Here is a 3,732-nt window from a genome sequence, read left to right on the forward strand (position 1 = left end):
CTGCCTATTGAGCGTGGCCGGGACCCTGCATAAGGCCCACGCATCGGTCGTCGCCAGTTCGACAATAGACTGGAGCAGTTTCAATATTCAGCTTATCGACTTGTCGAACGGCAGCAACGCGCCGGTGTTTCGCTGGACCGACCAACGCGGTACCGCCGATTCTTGGGCCTTCGTGTGGACCGACCCGCCCAGCAACGATTATCCGCTTCAAAGCTTTACCGCTAACGATCACAGCAGCGAATTGACCACCAACACCGTCACTACCCTCTCGCAAAGCCGTACCATCCGCAATGCGGATTTGCTGGACACTCATTCGCAAAGCGCGACCGACAATTTTACCAACGGCTTCGCGAGCGCCGCCAACGACGGTGGCTTCGAATTGAGCGGTAACGGCCTGGCCATACTGACGCTGGATTGGCACCACTCGGTCAGCGGCGGCGCCGAAAACGATATTTACAATTGGGCGAACGCAACGACCAGCATTTATGCCTACTATAACGACACCGACGGCGCCGGCGCCAACAAGTCCGTGTCGGTTTCCACCAACACCTACGACGCTGTGCCGCAAACACGAAACGGCAGCTTTGTGTTCGTCATTTCCGGCGACGGTGAACATTTGGTGAGCGGCGTCTTCGTGGCCACCGCGTCCGCCCGAACCATGATCAGCCGTCCCGAAGACTCCGGGCCGGTCAACCCGGTCCCGCTGCCGGCCTCGGCTTGGTTGTTCGGCACCGTGCTGCTGGGATCGTTAGCGGGCAGGCAGCGACGGTCGGCGGCATGATAACAATGTGGTGGCGTTCAGCCCCCTGAGAAAGCCTGGCTCGGAGAACATCGCCGGGCCGGGTTGCCGGGTATTCCCGTTTCGGCGATTTGCCGAACCGGGAAAGTCATTCGGACTAACTCGATGATTTGCCTCAAACCCGCCGCCGTTTGGCTCGATACATCGCTCGGTCGGCTTGCTTCAACAACTCGGTGCTATTCATGCCGTCCCGGCGATACAGCGCCGCGCCGATGCTGGCGCCGACCGAGACTTCCCGTCCGGCCAGCCGATACGGGGCCGCCAGGCGGGCATGAATTTTCTCGATCACCGCATTGACGCCCGCCTCGCCGTCGATGTCGGTCAGCAATAACAAAAACTCGTCGCCGCCGTAGCGGCAAGCGGTGTCGCCGCAACGAATGTCGGCCGACAAGCGCCGGCCCACTTCGCGCAGCAAACGGTCGCCGGCATCATGACCATAGCTGTCGTTGATCGTTTTGAAATCGTCGAGATCGATAAACAACAACGCGACCGGCTTTTGCTGGCGATCGGCCTGGGCCAAGGCTTGTTGCAAACGGTCCATCAGCAGGCTGCGATTGGCCAAGCCCGTCAATTCGTCGTGATGGGCCAGATGCAAGGCCTGCTCGCAACTTTCGGCGATTTGCTGCAATTGCCGGCTTAAGTTCGCTTCGGTTTTAGTCAGTTCGACAATGGTCAGCCGCGCGGCCGCCAATTCCTGCTGGCTGATGGTCAGCGCCCGTTTCAATTCAGCGACTTCCGCGTTGACTTGGTGTAGATGCAGGCAATCGCCATGCAGCGCGCAATTTCGTTCCCCACTGGCCCGCTCGCCATCGGCCGCCGGCTCGGCGCCGGCGCGGTCGCTCCAACCGATCGGGACATCGGGGGCGAAAACCGGGCTTGCTTCCGGCCGAATCTGACGTTCGGTAAACAGACTCGACCGCAAAATCGCGGCCGATTGGCGGCGGGAATTTGGGGCGGCACTGGCCGCTACGGCGTCGATATTCATAGATAAAACCCTGATTGAGCCAAGTTACGGTAAGCCGCTCGGCGGCTGACGGGTTACTTAAATCAAATGGCGTGCCAATTGGCAGCCCCGCCACTCTAAAATCCACAAAGGATTGATATGGATCAATTTTGTGGAACTCGGCGCGTTGCCTTCCACTTAAGGGTCGGCGTTTTTTGCGGAATTGGGCGACGATATTTCGTATGGCTTACGAAATATCGTTTTTGGTCGTGCTCGCTTCATCGCGGACTGCCGGATCGAAAGATCACGTCTTGGCCTCGGTAACGCAAAGGCTCACCTTGCAGGCCGACTCCGATTTCTGGCATTTCGCCGAGGCACAGGAAAATACCGCGCGCATAGTTTGTCCGACTGCAGACGCTCGGCGTTTTCAAGGCCTGCTCCATCGCGATTCATGCGCCGCCCAGTACGTTTGTACTAGTACGAAATCCCCGTTGCCGGCCGGCGAAACTTCGCCGAGAATAACGGCGGAACCGTTGGGCCGTCGAAGTTTAACCGGGTCCAACCGAGCCAAAACATAGTCATCACGCTCCAGGGGAGGCCACGATGAAAAATTACGGCGTATTGAAAGCCAAGGCCATCGACTACCAGCGCGACAGCGACGACGACCCGCACTCGGAACTGCTGGTCGGCGTGGCCGGCGTGAAATACCGCATCGCGATCAATGTGCGCTCCAGTCGAGGACCGGTCGCGCAACGCTTGGTGGAATACCTGATCGTGCACGACTTGAAGCATCCGGTGCTGGACCGGGCCCGCGAACTGCCGAACGGTTGGAGCAATCTGGCGGACGGCGTCGCCGACGGCGCGGCGATCGATTACATTCGCGGCAATCTGTTTCGCGCCCAGGACATGAAACCGATTCCGCATCTGGCACCGGGGCCGAACAACGATTTGTTCGAATTCGTCGAAGATCTGGCGCAGCGGGCAATCGCCGATCCCGGCGCGGTCGTTTACGCCTTCGGCGAAAAGTGGGGTCCGGAGTCCGGCAAACCGGACCAGTATTTCCATTTCGAACCCGGCAACGGCGTGCATCTGATCCACATGAACCAAGGCGGTGCCGGCGAGAACCACGGCACCTTCCGAGACGGCGGCCTGATCGTCGATTTCTCGGGCTCCGGCGGCGCGGTCGGCCTGTTCATCAAGTTTCAAAATCAGGCCTGGCATACCGACGACCAGACTGCCGATCCTATCGGCGATGCGCCGTCCGTGCCCGAGGTGCCGATTCCCGACGCTGGCGGCGTTGATCCCTGGCCGGTGGTGGCGCCGGATTCGCCCTACCATTTGGCCCGCATCGTCGCGGCGATGGTCAATCCGCCCGGCGCCGATCCCGGCAAGGAATTCGTGACGCTGCTGAATGCCTCCGGGCGGACGTTGGATCTGGCCGGCTGGAAAATCCTGGATCAGCAAGACAAGGCCGAAACCATTGCCGGCAAAATCGAGCCCGGCCGTGCACTGACCGTACCGCTCAGCGGCAAGGGCGCGCAATTGTCCAACAAAGGCGGTACCATCACGCTGCTGGACCCGCGCGGCCTGAAGGTGGACGGGGTGGCTTACACGAAAGACGCCGCCAAATCCGAAGGGATTCCGGTGCTGTTCGGTGCCTAACGCCGGTTTTATCAACCCGGCTTGCTCAAGCCCGGCATTTGCGTTCGAGGGACTGGTCCGAGTCCGAATGGCCGGCCGCCTCGGCCACTCTCGGGCGAACGGCGTTGCCAGACCGGGTAACACTATTGGATTCGGGGAGTTCGCATGATCGACATTCTGATCGGCTTGTGTCTGGTGTTCGCAATGTTCGCGGGCCTGGTCAGCAGCCTCAACGAAATCGTCTCGCAGTTGCTGGAAATGCGCGGCCGGGTATTATTCGAAGGCGTGGCGGCGATGACGGTTTCTTTTATCCCTAAATAACGGTAGCTATAGTTAATTAACCGCGAAA

4 protein-coding genes are annotated in these 3,732 nt (G+C 59.9%); 3 read left to right on the forward strand and 1 reads right to left on the reverse strand.

Annotated features, from left to right (window positions below; all coding sequences use genetic code 11):
- Positions 1-781, forward strand: a 781-nt coding sequence (locus AC3B8H_RS19315) for a VPLPA-CTERM sorting domain-containing protein (RefSeq protein WP_488443150.1), incomplete at its 5' end; no start/stop codon positions are given.
- A gap of 133 nt (positions 782-914) precedes the next feature.
- On the opposite strand, the gene AC3B8H_RS19320 is transcribed toward AC3B8H_RS19315, so the two are convergent.
- Positions 915-1,784, reverse strand: coding sequence for a diguanylate cyclase domain-containing protein (locus tag AC3B8H_RS19320; protein ID WP_488443151.1), 870 nt, complete (start codon positions 1,782-1,784; stop codon positions 915-917).
- A 561-nt stretch (positions 1,785-2,345) separates the two neighbouring features.
- Here AC3B8H_RS19320 and AC3B8H_RS19325 point away from each other — a divergent pair.
- A complete protein-coding gene (locus tag AC3B8H_RS19325; RefSeq protein WP_488443152.1) occupies positions 2,346-3,404 on the forward strand; it encodes a DUF2278 family protein in 1,059 nt (352 codons plus the stop codon).
- 144 nt (positions 3,405-3,548) lie between these two features.
- Positions 3,549-3,704, forward strand: coding sequence for a hypothetical protein (locus AC3B8H_RS19330; protein ID WP_488443153.1), 156 nt, complete (start codon positions 3,549-3,551; stop codon positions 3,702-3,704).
- Positions 3,705-3,732: the final 28 nt, after the last annotated feature.

Source organism: Methylomonas sp. BG-2, assembly GCF_057766305.1.

Coding starts and splice junctions, on each gene's coding strand:
- AC3B8H_RS19330 (WP_488443153.1), top strand. CDS start 3,549: ATGATCGACATTCTGATCGGCTTGTGTCTGGTGTTCGCAATGTTCGCG.
- AC3B8H_RS19325 (WP_488443152.1), top strand. CDS start 2,346: ATGAAAAATTACGGCGTATTGAAAGCCAAGGCCATCGACTACCAGCGC.
- AC3B8H_RS19320 (WP_488443151.1), bottom strand. CDS start 1,784: ATGAATATCGACGCCGTAGCGGCCAGTGCCGCCCCAAATTCCCGCCGC.